The following is a 14680-nucleotide window of genomic DNA, read 5'->3' as shown; positions in this document are numbered from 1 at the left end:
CAGAACATGCACGACACAGCCGCACAGACCGCGCTGCACCGCATGATCCACACTCAGGCCGATGCCCTGGACCGCATGGCCCAGGCAGATCTGGCCGCCCCTGCCGAGAAGCTGGCGGGAGCCCGCCGCGTCCTTCTCGTAGGAACCGGTACCAGCCAGCACGCCGCGGAGCTGGGCACGATGATGCTCGCCGACGCGGGCGTGGACGCCCGCTGGGCCTCCGCGGCCCACTTCGCCCGCTGGGGCGCGCCCCTGCGCACGGGTGATGCCGTGGTCGTCATCACCCACACCGCCGAGACGGCGTTCGCGCTGCGCTGCCGCGAGCAGGTACGCGCCGGGGGAGCGAGTCTGATATCCCTCACCGGCATCGGCAGCGGCTGGCCCGAAGCCGTCGAAACCGTGGAACGGGAGCAGTCCGAGACCTACACCGTCAGCTACACGGCGGCCCTCGCCGTACTCGCCGGACTCGCTCACCGGCTGGGAGCCGGACAGTACGGCCCCGAACAGCTCCGACGCACCGCCACGGCCATCCGCGCGGTGTACGAGGAGGCGGGCATCGAGCAGATCGGGCTGCCGGCCCGCTCTCTGGCCGTCATCGGCGCCGGCCCCTGGGCCGTCACCGCGCGAGAGGGCGCATTGAAGATCCGCGAGGCCTCACGCATCCTCGCCGAAGGCTTCGAGGCGGAGAACTACCTCCACGGCTCGGCCGTGCCGTTCGGCGCGGCCGACGGACTCCTGCTGCTGGAACCCGGTAGCGACCCCGACGGACTGGTCGCCGCGCTGGGCGAGGCCGCACGGCAGGAGGGCATCAGCGTGAGCACGCTGGAGGACCCCGAAGGCGACCTCCCTCCCGTCCTGGCACAACTGCCCATGACCGTACGCCTGCAGCTGCTGGCCGCACGCTTCGCGGACGTACGACGGCAGGACCCCGACGTGGCCATCACCGGCGCCTGGGCCAAGACCGAACTGTGGTCTCTGGGCGCGCCCACGAGCTGACCGCGACAGCCACGCGGTCAGCCGACTCGCGACTCCCTTCGGCCTCTTCCGCGCCGCCGCCCGCGCAGGGCGACGCTCACGGCGCTCTCCCCGCTGCCCAGACTTACCGTCGGTCAGTCGGACCGTAAAACCCTGACCTCAAGTCCGGCAAGGAACTAAGCTGTTCTTCATGGAGAACCGCGGAACCGCAGATCCTGAGACGCTTTACGAGACGCAAATCGCCCCTGCCGCGTCGCATAATGCGTCGATTATCGAGACGGCTCCCGACACCCGCAGGCAGATTCTGCGGGTCTCCATGGAGCTGTTCGGAGTCCACGGCTTCCACGAGACCTCGCTGCGGGAGATCGCCGAACGGGTGGGTGTCTCCAAGCCGGCGGTGCTCTACCACTTCCCCGGCAAGGCCGACATCCTCGGTGCCCTCGTGGAGCCGATGCTCCGCGATCTGGCGGCCGCCCTGGCGCGCGCCGCGGCCACGGCCCCGGCCACGGCCCCGGCCCCGGCCCCGGCCACATCCGGGTCCACGGCATCCCGGTCCACCGCATCCGGGTCCGACCGGGTGCGGTGGGCCGCCATCGAGGGTGTGCTCGACGTCTGGCTGAAGCACCGTCACCTGCTCCGCCTGAACCTCCAGGACATGGCCCTGGCCACCCCCGGCCCGGCCTTCGCCCGGCTGCGCGACGCCATGCTCCGGGCGAACTCCCTGGTCGCGGGGGCGGATCCCGGGTTCACGGAACGGGTACGCGCCGCCCAGGCCATCGCGATGCTCTGCGACCCGGTGGTGCTCTTCGCCGACGCCCCGGTCCCGGCGCTGCGCGAGGCCGTCCTGGACGGCGTACGACGCCTGCTGGACGGGCCCGCAGAGCCCGCGCGGCCCGCGCCCGGAGGCCGGCGCGGGCGCCCCGCCGCCATGAGCCCGGCCATGATCGAGGCCGCCCGCCGGATGCACGCGGCGGGCAGCGGGGCCACCGCGATCGCCGCCGCCCTCGGGGTCTCCCGGGCCACGGTCTACCGGCACCTGCCCCCGGAAGAGGACACCGAGTAACCGCCCCGCCCCACCGGGGTACGCCCGGGCGACGGCGACGCGTCCACACGGGTACGGCGTCCGATTCGTTCAAGACCGGCCGTCGCGAGGGTGCCTAGCCTGACGTCATGACTCCCCGACTCGACATGATCGGCATCGTCGTCTCCGACATGGCCGCATCGCTCGCCTTCTACCGCCGTCTCGGCATCGACCTCCCGGCCGAGGCGGATTCCCAGCCGCACGTCGAGGCCGTCCTGCCGGGCGGGCTGCGGATCGGCTGGGACACGGAGGAGGTCATCCGCTCCTTCGACCCGTCCTGGACGCGCCCCGCGAGCGACGGCCGGGTGGGGCTCGCCTTCCTGTGCGACTCCCCCGCCGAGGTGGACTCGCTGTACGCGGAGCTGACGGCGGCCGGGCACACGGGCCACCTGAAGCCCTGGGACGCCTTCTGGGGGCAGCGCTACGCCGTCGTCCTGGACCCGGACGGCTCCGGGGTCTCCCTCTTCGCGGCGGCAGAAGCAGCCGCACCGGCCGGCCCCGCCGCGTAGGCCCCCGGCGTGGTCCCCGCCAGGGCGCGCACCTCGCGGCTGTAGTGGGCCTGGTCGGCGTATCCGGCCTCCGCGGCCACCGCCGCCTGCGGCAGCCCGCGCCGGGTCAGCGCGAGGGCCCGCTGGAGGCGCAGGATCCGCCCGAGCGTCCGGGGGCCGTACCCGAAGGCGTCGAGCGAGCGCCGGTGCAGCTGCCGCTCGCCGAGCCCGACGGCCTCCGCCACGGCGGCCACGCCCTGCCCGGCGCGCAGCCGGGCCGAAACCTCCGTGACCAGGGGGTCCGGGGGCCCCCCGTCGGCCGTGCGGAGCCGGGCCAGCTCCTCCAGTCCCGCGCGGGGATCCCCGTACGCGGCCACGAGCGCGGTGAGGCGCCGTACCTCGGCGGCGGGCCACAGGTCGGCCAGCTCGACCCGCCGGTCGCGCAGGACCCGGGCCGGTACGCGCAAGCGGTCTCGGGGAGGTGGGGTGCGTTTCCGCGTCGTTCGGTGCGGTGCCTCGGCGTGCTGCCGCATCTCCCGCGTACTGGACGTACTCGGGTGATGCGGCAGTGCGGCGAGGCGCCGTGCCGGGCGACGCGGAGGCGTGCCCCACCTCCCCGAGACCGCTTGGCAGCGCGGGCGCCGTGCCGGGGGCCAGCCGGATCCCGGCGAAGCCGGAGCCCGGGACCTCTCCGGCGGGGTGCGGGGCGGTGTCCGGTCCGGCCACCAGGAGCCGCCCGTCCACCCACAGCAGGTCCATGCACCCGTCGGGCAGCACCATGTCGGCGCCGGCCCCGCCGGCCCGCCAGAGCACCGCTCCGGCGACCGTCAGGGACGGCCGTTCCTCGTACCCCGAACCGGGCACGGAGTCCGCGGGATCAGCCACGGGCACCAGGCTACGGCGGCCGTCAGTGCTTGCGCAGGCGGGAGTGGTAGTCCTCCGGGGGCAGGAACTTCGACCAGCGCTCCGGGAACTCCGAGGGCATGCCCCCGTCCTCGTCGCCCTCGTCGTCCTCCGACTCCCCCTCGGCCAGGGCCCGCCAGGCGGCGGCCCGGGCCACGAGCTGGGCGGCCTCCGCCTCGCGGACCCGCTCGTTCGCCTCGCGCGCCGCCGCGGTGGCCACCGAGGGCCAGACGCGGTCGATGGCGGCGTTGACGGCGGCCCCCACGAGGACGGCGAAGGCCGAGATGCCGATCCACAGCAGGATGGCCACGGGGGCGGCGAGCGATCCGTAGATGGTCGGGCCCTCCACCGTGTTGGTGAGGTAGATCCGCAGCAGGAACGAGCCGAGCACCCACATGGCGAGGGCGACCAGCGCACCGGGCACGTCCTCGATCCAGGGCGAGCGGACCGGTACGGAGACGTGGTAGAGCGTGGTCAGGAAGGCGATGGAGAGCAGCGTGACCACGGGCCAGTACAGGACCGCGATGACCTCGGTGCTCCAGGGCACCAGGCGCACCACCGCGTCCGGGCCGACCACCATCAGCGGCAGCACGATGGCGCCGATCAGCAGGGCGGCGATGTAGAGGACGAAGGCGAGCAGCCGCGTCTTGACGATGCCGCGGTGTCCGTCGAGCCCGTACATGACGGTGATGGTGTCGATGAAGACGTTGACGGCGCGCGAGCCCGACCAGAGGGCGAAGGCGAATCCGAGGGAGATGAGGTCGGGGCGGCCCCGGCCGGTGACGTCGTCGAGCATCGGTTTGGCGATGTCGTTGACGCCCCGGTCGGAGAGCACGGTGCCGACCGCCCGCAGGATGTTCTCCTCGATGCTGGCGACGGTCGTGCCGCCCGACCAGCCGTCCACGTAGCCGAGGAGGCCCAGCAGGCCCAGGAAGAGCGGGGGCAGTGAGAGCAGGGTGAAGAAGGCCGCCTCGGCGGCGAGTCCGAGGATCCGGTACTCGATGCACGAGTTCACGGTGTCTTTGAGCAGCAGCCACGCCATCTTGCGCTTGGAGACGTTGCGGTAGAGGGCGCGGGCCCGGTGGAGGCGTCCCGGAATCCGCTCGGGTGTTTCTTTCACGTGCTGCACGTCCTTACGGTATCGGCATGGCAGCCACCACCCACACAGTCAGCAACCAGGCCCCGCCCCTCGTGGGCCACGACGTCTACGGCAGCGACCGCGTCCTGAGCGAGGGGGTCGAGCGGCACCTCGCGGACGCCGCGCCCGAACTCGCCGCGGAGGTAAGGGAAGAGCTCACGGATCTCGGGCGCGCGGCCGGGTCCCGGCAGGCGCAGGACTGGGGGACGCAGGCGAACGAGAACCCGCCGAAGCTGCGGACGCACGACCGGTACGGCAACCGGATCGACGAGGTGGAGTTCCATCCCTCGTGGCACCGGCTGCTCGGGCACGCCGTGGGCGCCGGGCTCACCGACGCGTGGGGGCGGCCGGCGGGTCATCTGCGCCGGGCGGCCGGGTTCTTCGTGTGGTCGCAGGCGGAGGCGGGGCACGGGTGCCCGGTCTCGATGACGCACGCGGCGGTACCGGCGCTGCGGACCGATCCGGAGCTGGCGGCCGAATGGGAGCCGCGGCTGACCGCGCACGTGTACGAGGAGGGGCTGCGGCCGGCCGGGCAGAAGGCCGGGGTGCTCTTCGGGATGGGCATGACGGAGAAGCAGGGCGGCAGCGACGTCCGGGCGAACACGACGGCGGCGGTGCCGCTGGACGCCTCGGGCGAGTACCTGCTGACGGGGCACAAGTGGTTCTGCTCGGCGCCGATGTGCGACGGGTTCCTCGTACTGGCGCAGGCGCCGGGCGGGCTGACCTGTTTCCTGGTGCCGCGGGTGCTGCCGGACGGGACGCGCAACGTCTTCGCGATCCAGCGGCTGAAGGACAAGCTGGGCAACCGGTCGAACGCGTCGAGCGAGGTGGAGTTCGACGGGACGTGGGCGCGGCGGGTGGGCGAGGAGGGCCGGGGGGTGCGGACCATCATCGAGATGGTCGCGGCGACCCGGCTGGACTGCGTGATCGGTTCCGCCTCGCTGATGCGGCAGGCGCTGACGCAGGCCGCTCACCACGCGGAGCACCGCTCTGCTTTCGGAGCACCGCTCATCGACCAGCCGCTGATGCGCAACGTGCTCGCCGACCTCGCCCTGGAGTCGGAGGCGGCCACCACCCTCACGCTCCGCCTCGCGGCCGCGTACGACGCCGTCCAGAGCACGGGCAACGAGCAGGAGCGGGCCTTCCTGCGCATCGCGGTGCCCGCCGCGAAGTACTGGGTGACCAAGCGCTGTACGCCGATGGTGGCGGAGGCACTGGAGTGTCTGGGCGGAAACGGCTACGTCGAGGAGTCCGGGATGCCCCGGCTGCTGCGCGAGTCCCCGCTGAACTCCATCTGGGAGGGATCGGGCAACGTCCAGGCCCTCGACGTGCTGCGCGCCCTGCAGCGCGAGCCGCAGGCGCTGAACGCCTTCCTCCAGGAGGTCGGCCTGGCGCGCGGCGCCGACCACCGGCTGGATTCGGCCATCAAGAACCTGCTGACCGAGCTCGCGGACCTGGAGGGCATCGAGGCACGGGCCCGGCGGGTCGTGGAGCGGATGGCCTTGGTACTGCAGGGATCCCTGCTGGTGCGCTGGGCTCCGCCGGAGGTGGCCGACGCCTTCTGCGCCTCGCGCCTGGGCGGTGACTGGGGGGCGGCCTTCGGCACGCTGCCGCACACGCTGGATCTGGGATCCGTGGTGGAACGGGCCCGGATCGCGGGCTAGCGGAGGGCCCCAACCCTCCGGAAGCCGGGCTGATGCGGAGGGCCCCAACCCTCCGAAAAGCACTGCGGCCGGGATCCGGGCCCGTCGACCTGGAACAGGGATGGCGCCGCGCCGACTCGGCACCACCCCTGATCCGAGAAGCCCCGAGGAAGGAGCTGTCACGTCGCTTGGCGACGTCCGTAGAGTTTCGATCGGCCGACCGGGACTTGGCGAGAGTTGCAAGACGTTGCAACCTTTGACTCGGAACCGCTCTCCGGGCGTACCGGTCCACCCTGGAAGGGGCGCGCACCGGACGGCCCACCGGGCGGGGCCCGTCGTACGTCTGTTCCGCACGGGGAGGTTCCGGTGGCCCACACCACAGGCAGCGCGGTCGATGCGGCACGCATCTCGGCCATGGACGCGCGGGAGGCCGCGCGTCTGCTCAAGGGGGTACGGGCGGCCGCGCTGGCCGGGGACCGGCCGCCGGCCGCGCCGCGCCCGGAGATCGCCGAGTCCTGGCGCCGGATGATGGCGGGCGGGGTCCACCCGGACCGCGACAGCCGTTCGCGGATGCTGTCGCTCGCCGAGACCGAGGAGCGGCGCCAGAGCTCTCCGCTACGGGACCTGCTGCCCGTCCTGCGCGAAGGGCTGCTGCCCTCGCTGGACGAGGCCCTGCACATCATGGTCGTCGCCGACGCCGACGGGCGGCTGCTGTGGCGGGAGGGCCACTCCTCGATCCTGCGCAACGCGGACCGGCTCGGCTTCGGGGTGGGCGCCCACTGGGACGAGTCGGTGGTCGGCACCAACGGGGTCGGCACCGCCCTGGTGGCCCGCAGACCGGTCCAGGTGTTCTCGGCGGAGCACTTCGTCTCCAGCCACCACGACTGGACCTGCGCCGGAGCCCCCGTACGGGACCCCCGCGACGGCTCGCTGCTGGGGGTCCTCGACGTCAGCGGGCCGCTCGCCACGATGCACCCGGCGACCCTGGCCTGGGTGAGCTCGGTGGCCCGGCTCGCGGAGCGGGAGCTGCGGGTACGGCACCTGGAGTCGCTGGAACGGCTGCGGTCGGTGGCGGCCCCGCTGCTGGCCCGGCTGCCGGGGCGGGCGCTGGCCGTGGACGGCAACGGGTGGACGGCAGCCGTCACCGGGCTCGCACCCGTCGAGCGGATCCCGCTGCCGAAGTCCTTCGGGCCCGGCCGGGTGTGGGTGCCGCAGCTCGGCGACTGCCTGGTGGAGCCGCTGCCGGGCGGCTGGCTGGTGAACGTCACGGAGGCCCGTACCGGCGCCGGGGCGGCCGCCCGCGTCGTCCTCGACCTCAGCCGGCCGGGGGCCTGGCGGGTCACCGTCTACGGCGCCGCGGGGAGCTGGTCGCAGGAGCTGAGCCCGCGCCACGCGGAGCTGCTGTTCCTGCTCGCGGAGTCCCCCCGGGGGCGCTCGGCGGCGGAACTCTCCCAGGAGCTGTTCGGGGACCCGACGCGCACGGTGACGGTCCGCGCGGAGATCTCCCGGGTGCGCCGCAACCTCGGCGGCGTGCTCGCCCACCGCCCGTACCGCTTCGCCCACGACGTGGAGGTGGAGCTGATCCGTCCCTCGAACCCGGCCGCGCTGCTCCCGCACTCCACGGCGCCCGCGGTGATCAGCGCCCGGCTGGGCCCGACCGGGACGGGCATGATTCCCTGACGTCCATGAGCACCGTCACACTGACCACCTGGTCCCTGGAAATGACCGCACCGTCCGACCTCGTCCCGGCGGCCGTCCCGGGTCCGGAGATCCGGATCGTCCGGTCGGAGGTCCCCTCCCCCGAGTTCAGCCGGTTCCTCTACGCCTCGGTGGGCGGTGACATCCACTGGACGGACCGGCTGGCGCTGACCCGCGCCCAGTGGGTGGAGCAGCTGGGCCGTCCCGGCGTGGAGACGTGGGTGGCGTACGACCGGGGCACCCCCGCGGGGTACGTGGAACTCGACCCGCAGCCCGACGGTGTGGTGGAGATCATGTACTTCGGCCTCCTCCCCGACTTCCGGGGGCGGCGCATCGGCGGCCACCTGCTGACCGTGGGCATCGAGCGGGCCTGGTCGCTGGCCGAGCGCTGGCCGGAGCTGGACCCGACGCGGCGCGTCTGGCTGCACACGTGCAGTGACGACGGGCCGACGGCCATGGCGAACTACCAGCGCCGCGGCTTCAAGGTCTTCAAGGAGGAGACGGAGGAGAAGGAGTCCACTCCGACCCCCGGCCCCTGGCCCGGCGCGTAACCGCAGCTGAAAGACGAGCCCCGCCGGCGTTGGAGGCGCGGGGGTCCGGGGGCGGCGCCCCCCGGGAGCGGCGCCGCACACGCCCACGACCCTGGGGCTACCGGGTCCAAAGGGGCTCCTGAGGTGACTCCCGTCACGGGGATCTTGCGATGCGAGACGAGTTCGTCCGGATCGTGGACAGTAGTGGACTCCTCCAATCGCCACATGCCACGCTTCCCCCCATGAACGGAGCTGGAATTGCCTTGGTGAGTCGGCGGCACGTCGACCTCGGCCGCATGTCCAGCGCCATCTGTCCGGCGCGCTGACGCACAGCACCGCCGCGACAGCGCCCCGCACCGACGTCGCCGCGGACGCGAACACACCGCCCGCCGTCAGCTATCACCGCAGTCCCCTGTAGGCCGGTCGACGCCCCAAAAAGGCGACGAAACAGCCACATCCGCTCCACGCGCGCCAGGGGTCACGCCGCCGCTCCCCCTGCCCCTGCCTCGAGCCGCCGAAGAAGGACGTACCGCCATGGCCGCCACCCCCGATACGACCGCAGCCGCCGCACCTGCCGCCGCCGCGCGCCGCAAGACCGGCCGTCACCGCGGTGAGGGCCAGTGGGCCGTCGGACACCACACGCCCCTCAACGGCAACGAGCAGTTCAAGAAGGACGACGACGGTCTCAATGTGCGGGCGCGCATCGAGAACATCTACTCCAAGGCGGGCTTCGACTCGATCGACCCCAACGACCTGCGCGGCCGCATGCGCTGGTGGGGCCTCTACACCCAGCGCAAGCCCGGGATCGACGGCGGCAAGACCGCGATCCTGGAGCCGGAGGAGCTGGACGACAAGTACTTCATGCTGCGCGTCCGCATCGACGGCGGCCGGCTGACCACCGAGCAGCTGCGCGTCATCGGCGAGATCTCCGAGGAGTTCGCCCGCGGCACCGCCGACCTCACGGACCGGCAGAACGTGCAGTACCACTGGATCCGCATCGAGGACGTCCCGGAGATCTGGCGCCGTCTGGAGGCCGTCGGCCTCTCGACCACCGAGGCCTGCGGTGACACCCCCCGCGTGATCCTGGGCTCGCCCGTCGCCGGCATCGCGCTGGACGAGATCATCGACGGCACCCCCGCCATCGACGAGATCTACGCCCGCATCGTGGGCAACCCGGACTTCTCCAACCTGCCCCGCAAGTTCAAGTCCGCGATCTCCGGCTCGCCGCTGCTCGACGTGGCGCACGAGATCAACGACATCGCCTTCGTGGGCGTGAACCACCCCGAGCACGGCCCCGGCTTCGACGTCTGGGTCGGCGGCGGCCTCTCCACCAACCCGAAGCTGGGTGTGCGCCTGGGTACCTGGGTCTCGCTCGACGAGGTCCCGGACATCTACGAGGGCGTCATCTCGATCTTCCGCGACTACGGCTACCGCCGGCTGCGCACCCGCGCCCGCCTGAAGTTCCTCGTCGCCGACTGGGGTCCGGCCAAGTTCCGCCAGGTCCTGGAGGACGAGTACCTGAAGCGCAAGCTGACCGACGGCCCCGCGCCCGAGCAGCCCAGCGGCCAGTGGCGCGACCACGTCGGCGTGCACCAGCAGCAGGACGGCAAGTTCTACGTCGGCTTCGCGCCCCGCGTGGGCCGTGTCGACGGCGCCACCCTGACGAAGATCGCCGCCGTCGCCGAGCAGCACGGTTCCGGCCGGCTGCGCACCACCGCCGAGCAGAAGATGATCGTGCTCGACATCGAGGCGGGACAGGTCGACTCGGTCGTCGCGTCCCTGGAGGCGCTGGACCTGCGGGTCAACCCGTCCCCGTTCCGCCGCGGCACGATGGCCTGCACCGGCATCGAGTTCTGCAAGCTGGCCATCGTCGAGACGAAGGCGCGCGGCGCCTCGCTGATCGACGAACTGGAGCGCCGCCTGCCGGAGTTCGCCGAGCCGCTCACCATCAACATCAACGGCTGCCCGAACGCCTGCGCCCGTATCCAGGTGGCGGACATCGGTCTCAAGGGCCAGCTGGTCCTGGACGACGACGGCAACCAGGTCGAGGGCTACCAGGTCCACCTGGGCGGCGCACTCGGCCTGGAGGCCGGCTTCGGCCGCAAGGTCCGCGGGCTCAAGGTCACCTCGGCCGGTCTGCCGGACTACGTCGAGCGTGTCGTCTCGCGCTTCGAGGACCAGCGCGAGGACGGCGAGCGCTTCGCCGCCTGGGTCACCCGTGCCAAGGACGAGGATCTGTCGTGAGCGAGCGCGCCGCACCGTTCTACTGCCCGTACTGCGGCGACGAGGACCTGTTCCCGAACGAGACAGGCCACGGCGCCTGGGAATGCAGGGCCTGCAATCGAGCCTTCCAGCTGAAGTACCTCGGGCTGCTGGCCCGGGGTGTTCAGTCCAATGACGCTGGAGGGGACGAGATATGACCACGATTCAGGACGCCGGTCCCAAAACCGCGGACCTCAAGACCGCGGACCTCAAGGCGCTGGCCGAGCAGGCGGGCCGCGACCTCGAGGACGCCTCCCCGCTGGAGATCCTCACCTGGGCGGCCGAGACCTTCGGCAAGAAGTTCGCCGTGACCTCCTCCATGGAGGACGCGGTCGTCGCCCACCTGGCCTCCCGCGCCTTCCCCGGCGTGGACGTGGTCTTCCTGGACACGGGCTACCACTTCGAGGAGACCATCGGCACCCGTGACGCGGTCGAGGCCGTGATGGACGTCAACGTCATCACGCTCACCCCGCGCCAGAGCGTCGCCGAGCAGGACGCCGAGTACGGCCCCAAGCTGCACGACCGCGACCCCGACCTGTGCTGCGCGCTGCGCAAGGTCAAGCCGCTCGAAGAGGGCCTGACCGCGTACGCCGCGTGGGCGACGGGCCTGCGCCGCGACGAGTCCCCGACCCGGGCGAACACCCCGGTGGTCGGCTGGGACGAGAAGCGGCAGAAGGTCAAGGTCTCGCCGATCGCCCGCTGGACCCAGGACGACGTGGACGCGTACGTCCTGGAGCACGGGGTGCTCACCAACCCGCTGCTGATGGACGGTTACACCTCCGTCGGCTGCGCCCCCTGCACCCGCCGGGTGGCGGAGGGCGAGGACGCCCGCGCCGGCCGCTGGGCGGGGCGCGGCAAGACCGAGTGCGGACTGCACGGCTGATGACGACCACCAGTGCGGCCGGCAGCGGGGCCACCGGCAAGACCAACGCAGGTACAGAACCGACGGAGACGAACCAGATGAGCGTGAGCGACCAGGGCGCCACCGTGTGGCTGACCGGGCTGCCGAGCGCGGGCAAGACCACCATCGCCTACGCGCTGGCCGAGCGGCTGCGCGCCGAGGGCCACCGCGTGGAGGTCCTCGACGGCGACGAGATCCGCGAGTTCCTCTCCGCCGGTCTCGGTTTCAGCCGCGAGGACCGGCACACCAACGTGCAGCGGATCGGCTTCGTCGCCGAACTCCTCGCGTCCAACGGCGTGAAGGCGCTCGTCCCGGTGATCGCGCCGTTCGCGGACAGCCGTGAGGCCGTCCGCAAGCGGCACGCCGCCGAGGGCACCTCGTACCTGGAGGTCCACGTGGCCACCCCGGTCGAGGTCTGCTCCGAGCGTGACGTGAAGGGCCTGTACGCCAAGCAGGCGGCGGGCGAGATCTCCGGTCTGACCGGGGTCGACGACCCGTACGAGGCCCCGGAGTCCCCGGACCTCCGTATCGAGTCGCACACGCAGTCCGTACAGGAGTCGGCTTCGGCCCTGCACGCGCTGCTCACCGAGAGGGGTCTGGCATGACCGCCACCGTCGCACACGTCCACGAAGGGACGGACGCGCCGTACGCGCTGTCGCACCTCGACGCCCTCGAGTCGGAGGCCGTGCACATCTTCCGCGAGGTGGCGGGCGAGTTCGAGAAGCCGGTGATCCTCTTCTCCGGCGGCAAGGACTCCATCGTCATGCTGCACCTGGCGCTCAAGGCGTTCGCGCCCGCGCCGGTGCCGTTCACCCTGCTCCACGTGGACACCGGCCACAACTTCCCCGAGGTCCTGGACTACCGCGACCGCGCGGTCGCCAAGCACGGCCTGCGTCTGCACGTGGCCTCCGTCCAGGAGTACATCGACGCCGGCAAGCTGCGCGAGCGCCCGGACGGCGTCCGCAACCCGCTGCAGACCGTCCCCCTCACGGAGGCGATCCAGCAGCTCAAGTTCGACGCCGTCTTCGGCGGCGGCCGCCGCGACGAGGAGAAGGCCCGCGCCAAGGAGCGCGTCTTCTCCCTGCGCGACGAGTTCTCCCAGTGGGACCCGCGCCGCCAGCGCCCCGAGCTGTGGCAGCTCTACAACGGCCGCCACGCACCGGGCGAGCACGTGCGCGTCTTCCCGCTCTCCAACTGGACCGAGCTGGACGTGTGGCAGTACATCGCCCGCGAGAAGATCGAACTGCCGGAGATCTACTTCGCCCACGAGCGCGAGGTCTTCAAGCGCAACGGCATGTGGCTGACGGCCGGCGAGTGGGGCGGCGCCAAGGGCGACGAGACCACCGAGACCCGTCTGATCCGCTACCGCACCGTCGGTGACATGTCCTGCACCGGTGCCGTCGACTCCGACGCCACCACGCTGGACGCCGTGATCACCGAAATCGCCGCCTCCCGGCTCACCGAGCGGGGCGCGACCCGCGCCGACGACAAGATGTCCGAGGCCGCGATGGAAGACCGCAAGCGCGAAGGGTACTTCTAGAAATGACCTCCACCACCGATCAGTTCGCCGGCTTGGTCGACCCTTCCGTGACCACGCTGCTGCGCTTCGCCACCGCCGGTTCCGTCGACGACGGCAAGTCCACGCTCGTCGGGCGCCTCCTGCACGACTCCAAGTCGATCCTCACGGACCAGCTGGAGGCCGTCGAGGCCGTGTCCGCCCAGCGCGGTCAGGACACCCCCGACCTCGCGCTGCTCACCGACGGCCTGCGGGCCGAGCGCGAGCAGGGCATCACCATCGACGTCGCGTACCGCTACTTCGCCACCGCGCGCCGCCGGTTCATCCTGGCCGACACGCCGGGGCACGTGCAGTACACCCGCAACATGGTCACCGGCGCCTCCACCGCCGACCTGGCCGTGGTCCTGGTCGACGCCCGCAACGGCGTGATCGAGCAGACCCGCCGGCACGCCGCCGTCGCGGCCCTGCTGCGGGTGCCCCACGTGGTCCTGGCCGTCAACAAGATGGACCTCGTCGGCTACGAGGAGTCCGTCTTCGCGAAGATCGCCGAGGAGTTCACCTCGTACGCCTCCGACCTGGGCGTCCCGGAGATCACCGCGATCCCGATCTCGGCCCTGGCCGGTGACAACGTGGTGGAGCCCTCCGCGCACATGGACTGGTACGGCGGCCCCACGGTGCTGGAGCACCTGGAGACCGTCCCGGTCAGCCACGACCTCACCGCCTGCCCGGCGCGTTTCCCGGTGCAGTACGTGATCCGCCCGCAGACCGCCGAGCACCCGGACTACCGGGGCTACGCCGGCCAGATCGCCTCCGGCGTGCTGCGCGTCGGCGAGGCCGTCACCGTCCTGCCGTCGGGCCGCACCTCGGTCATCGAGGGCATCGACGCGCTCGGCGAGAGCGTCGACATCGCGTGGGCCCCGCAGTCGGTGACCCTGCGTCTGGCGGACGACATCGACATCTCGCGCGGCGACCTGATCGCGCCGTCGTCGAGCTCCCCCGCCACCACGCAGGACGTCGTGGCGACGGTCTGCCACGTGGCGGACCAGCCCCTGTCCGTGGGCGCCCGGGTGCTGATCAAGCACACCACGCGCACGGTGAAGGCGATCGTCAAGGAGATCCCCTCGCGGCTGACCCTGGACGACCTGTCCCAGCACCCGAACCCCGGGCAGCTGGTGGCCAACGACATCGGCCGAGTCGTCGTCCGTACCGCCGAGCCGCTCGCGCTCGACTCGTACGCCGACTCGCGCCGCACCGGGTCCTTCCTGCTGATCGACCCGGCGGACGGCACGACCCTGGCGGCCGGCATGGTGGGCGAATCCTTCGTCTCCAACGCCGGGCCCGATAAGAGGGCAGTCCAGGCTGATGACGAAGGGTGGGACTTCTGATCATGCTTGCCGATATTTTCTCCACCTTCGCGAAGGAGGGCGGCCGCGTAGGCAGCGGCTCCCTCGGCAGCGGCACGGGAGGCGTGGGGCGATGTGCGTGATGACGTACGCGCACCGCATGCGCGCCCACACCCCCCACGAGCCGTACCTGCCCTTGTTC

Annotated in this window: 14 protein-coding genes and 1 pseudogene; 13 read left to right on the top strand and 2 right to left on the bottom strand. The window is 72.1% G+C overall.

Going from position 1 to position 14680, the window contains the following annotated elements:
• Positions 1 to 6: 6 nt before the first annotated feature.
• From AC3IYI_RS31225 to AC3IYI_RS31215, 3 genes are all read left to right on the top strand, one after another.
• The gene (locus tag AC3IYI_RS31225; RefSeq protein ID WP_489406815.1) at positions 7 to 996 is read left to right on the top strand and encodes an SIS domain-containing protein; all 990 of its coding nucleotides are present in this window, start codon (positions 7 to 9) and stop codon (positions 994 to 996) included.
• A 169-nt stretch (positions 997 to 1165) separates the two neighbouring features.
• A complete protein-coding gene (locus AC3IYI_RS31220; protein WP_489406814.1) occupies positions 1166 to 2038 on the top strand; it encodes a TetR family transcriptional regulator in 873 nt (290 codons plus the stop codon).
• 107 nt (positions 2039 to 2145) lie between these two features.
• Complete coding sequence (locus AC3IYI_RS31215; RefSeq protein WP_489406813.1) at positions 2146 to 2565, top strand: VOC family protein; 420 nt, start codon at positions 2146 to 2148, stop codon at positions 2563 to 2565.
• Here the strand turns inward: AC3IYI_RS31215 and AC3IYI_RS31210 are convergent.
• Positions 2478 to 3011: pseudogene (locus AC3IYI_RS31210) on the bottom strand (helix-turn-helix domain-containing protein); the annotation flags it as partial. The gene AC3IYI_RS31215 and the pseudogene AC3IYI_RS31210 sit on opposite strands and share 88 nt — an antisense overlap.
• A 440-nt stretch (positions 3012 to 3451) precedes the next feature.
• Positions 3452 to 4576 (bottom strand): YihY/virulence factor BrkB family protein, encoded by a 1125-nt coding sequence (locus AC3IYI_RS31205; RefSeq protein ID WP_489406812.1) that lies wholly within the window; start codon positions 4574 to 4576, stop codon positions 3452 to 3454.
• Positions 4577 to 4593: 17 nt separating this feature from the next.
• Here AC3IYI_RS31205 and AC3IYI_RS31200 point away from each other — a divergent pair, with 17 nt between their 5' ends.
• The 10 genes from AC3IYI_RS31200 (at position 4594) to AC3IYI_RS31155 (ending at position 14520) form a co-directional block, all read left to right on the top strand.
• Entirely contained in the window at positions 4594 to 6249 is a 1656-nt protein-coding gene (locus AC3IYI_RS31200) for an acyl-CoA dehydrogenase family protein (RefSeq protein ID WP_489406811.1), read from the top strand.
• A 393-nt stretch (positions 6250 to 6642) separates the two neighbouring features.
• Positions 6643 to 7908 carry a helix-turn-helix domain-containing protein gene (locus AC3IYI_RS31195; protein WP_489411741.1) on the top strand — a complete coding sequence of 422 codons (1266 nt, stop codon included), beginning with the start codon at positions 6643 to 6645 and terminating at the stop codon, positions 7906 to 7908.
• A gap of 5 nt (positions 7909 to 7913) precedes the next feature.
• Complete coding sequence (locus tag AC3IYI_RS31190) at positions 7914 to 8477, top strand: GNAT family N-acetyltransferase (protein ID WP_489406810.1); 564 nt, start codon at positions 7914 to 7916, stop codon at positions 8475 to 8477.
• Positions 8478 to 8626: 149 nt separating this feature from the next.
• Positions 8627 to 8782 (top strand): putative leader peptide, encoded by a 156-nt coding sequence (locus AC3IYI_RS31185; RefSeq protein ID WP_351382296.1) that lies wholly within the window; start codon positions 8627 to 8629, stop codon positions 8780 to 8782.
• 208 nt (positions 8783 to 8990) lie between these two features.
• Positions 8991 to 10700 carry a nitrite/sulfite reductase gene (locus tag AC3IYI_RS31180; protein ID WP_489406809.1) on the top strand — a complete coding sequence of 570 codons (1710 nt, stop codon included), beginning with the start codon at positions 8991 to 8993 and terminating at the stop codon, positions 10698 to 10700.
• Positions 10697 to 10876, top strand: coding sequence for a DpnI domain-containing protein (locus tag AC3IYI_RS31175; RefSeq protein WP_214956597.1), 180 nt, complete (start codon positions 10697 to 10699; stop codon positions 10874 to 10876). The genes AC3IYI_RS31180 and AC3IYI_RS31175 overlap by 4 nt, the downstream gene beginning before the upstream one ends.
• Positions 10873 to 11601 carry a phosphoadenylyl-sulfate reductase gene (locus AC3IYI_RS31170; RefSeq protein ID WP_489406808.1) on the top strand — a complete coding sequence of 243 codons (729 nt, stop codon included), beginning with the start codon at positions 10873 to 10875 and terminating at the stop codon, positions 11599 to 11601. The genes AC3IYI_RS31175 and AC3IYI_RS31170 overlap by 4 nt, the downstream gene beginning before the upstream one ends.
• Positions 11602 to 11678: 77 nt before the next feature.
• On the top strand, positions 11679 to 12224 hold the full coding sequence (cysC, locus tag AC3IYI_RS31165; protein WP_215148038.1) for an adenylyl-sulfate kinase: 546 nt from the start codon (positions 11679 to 11681) through the stop codon (positions 12222 to 12224).
• A complete protein-coding gene (gene cysD / locus AC3IYI_RS31160; RefSeq protein WP_243338715.1) occupies positions 12221 to 13159 on the top strand; it encodes a sulfate adenylyltransferase subunit CysD in 939 nt (312 codons plus the stop codon). The genes cysC and cysD overlap by 4 nt, the downstream gene beginning before the upstream one ends.
• A gap of 2 nt (positions 13160 to 13161) precedes the next feature.
• Complete coding sequence (locus AC3IYI_RS31155; RefSeq protein ID WP_489406807.1) at positions 13162 to 14520, top strand: sulfate adenylyltransferase subunit 1; 1359 nt, start codon at positions 13162 to 13164, stop codon at positions 14518 to 14520.
• Positions 14521 to 14680: the final 160 nt, after the last annotated feature.

Source organism: Streptomyces sp. GL_148 (assembly GCF_057834205.1).
The sequence above is the reverse complement of the archived record's forward strand: the minus strand, read 5'-3'. Positions and strand labels throughout refer to the sequence as shown.

What these genes read in the sequence shown, in the direction of transcription:
- cysC (WP_215148038.1), top strand. Translation starts at nt 11,679, where the DNA reads ATGAGCGTGAGCGACCAGGGCGCCACCGTGTGGCTGACCGGGCTGCCG.
- AC3IYI_RS31195 (WP_489411741.1), top strand. Translation starts at nt 6,643, where the DNA reads ATGGACGCGCGGGAGGCCGCGCGTCTGCTCAAGGGGGTACGGGCGGCC.
- AC3IYI_RS31225 (WP_489406815.1), top strand. Translation starts at nt 7, where the DNA reads ATGCACGACACAGCCGCACAGACCGCGCTGCACCGCATGATCCACACT.
- AC3IYI_RS31170 (WP_489406808.1), top strand. Translation starts at nt 10,873, where the DNA reads ATGACCACGATTCAGGACGCCGGTCCCAAAACCGCGGACCTCAAGACC.
- AC3IYI_RS31220 (WP_489406814.1), top strand. Translation starts at nt 1,166, where the DNA reads ATGGAGAACCGCGGAACCGCAGATCCTGAGACGCTTTACGAGACGCAA.
- cysD (WP_243338715.1), top strand. Translation starts at nt 12,221, where the DNA reads ATGACCGCCACCGTCGCACACGTCCACGAAGGGACGGACGCGCCGTAC.
- AC3IYI_RS31190 (WP_489406810.1), top strand. Translation starts at nt 7,914, where the DNA reads ATGAGCACCGTCACACTGACCACCTGGTCCCTGGAAATGACCGCACCG.
- AC3IYI_RS31155 (WP_489406807.1), top strand. Translation starts at nt 13,162, where the DNA reads ATGACCTCCACCACCGATCAGTTCGCCGGCTTGGTCGACCCTTCCGTG.
- AC3IYI_RS31180 (WP_489406809.1), top strand. Translation starts at nt 8,991, where the DNA reads ATGGCCGCCACCCCCGATACGACCGCAGCCGCCGCACCTGCCGCCGCC.
- AC3IYI_RS31185 (WP_351382296.1), top strand. Translation starts at nt 8,627, where the DNA reads ATGCGAGACGAGTTCGTCCGGATCGTGGACAGTAGTGGACTCCTCCAA.
- AC3IYI_RS31215 (WP_489406813.1), top strand. Translation starts at nt 2,146, where the DNA reads ATGACTCCCCGACTCGACATGATCGGCATCGTCGTCTCCGACATGGCC.
- AC3IYI_RS31200 (WP_489406811.1), top strand. Translation starts at nt 4,594, where the DNA reads ATGGCAGCCACCACCCACACAGTCAGCAACCAGGCCCCGCCCCTCGTG.